Source organism: Rhizobium croatiense, assembly GCF_019793465.1.
In the GTDB taxonomy this organism is placed as follows: Bacteria; Pseudomonadota; Alphaproteobacteria; order Rhizobiales; family Rhizobiaceae; genus Rhizobium; species Rhizobium croatiense.
On the sequence record NZ_JAILYJ010000091.1, the window covers coordinates 1 to 382 of the forward strand.

Genomic DNA, 382 nt, shown 5'->3' on the forward strand with positions numbered 1-382 from the left:
TCTCTGGCCAGCAGACAGCCGACTACATGGGGCAAGTCAAGGATGTCGCCGAAGCGGGTGCGGAACTTGGCAAGCGCATGGCTCAGGTTGGCAATTGGAGCAAGCTCACGCAGGCGCGTGAACAAGGCTTTTATGCCGATGCTGTTGCGCAAGCGGCACGTGCGCGACAAGCAGCGACCTCATCTAGAGAGCAACTCACGCGCTTGATGGGGCTTTGGGGAAAACAGCTCGACTACAAACTGCCGGAGCGCTTACCCGATCTGCCCAAAATGGCCACCGACCTGCCTGACATCGAATCGTTGGCCATGCAGCAGCGGCTTGATTTGCAGGCCATCCGCCTGGAAACCGAAGGTCTGGCTAGCAATCTGGGTCTGACTAAGGC

1 pseudogene is annotated in these 382 nt (G+C 58.6%); it reads left to right on the top strand.

Going from position 1 to position 382, the window contains the following annotated elements:
• Positions 1–382, top strand: a pseudogene (locus tag K6M89_RS32030) (TolC family protein); the annotation flags it as partial.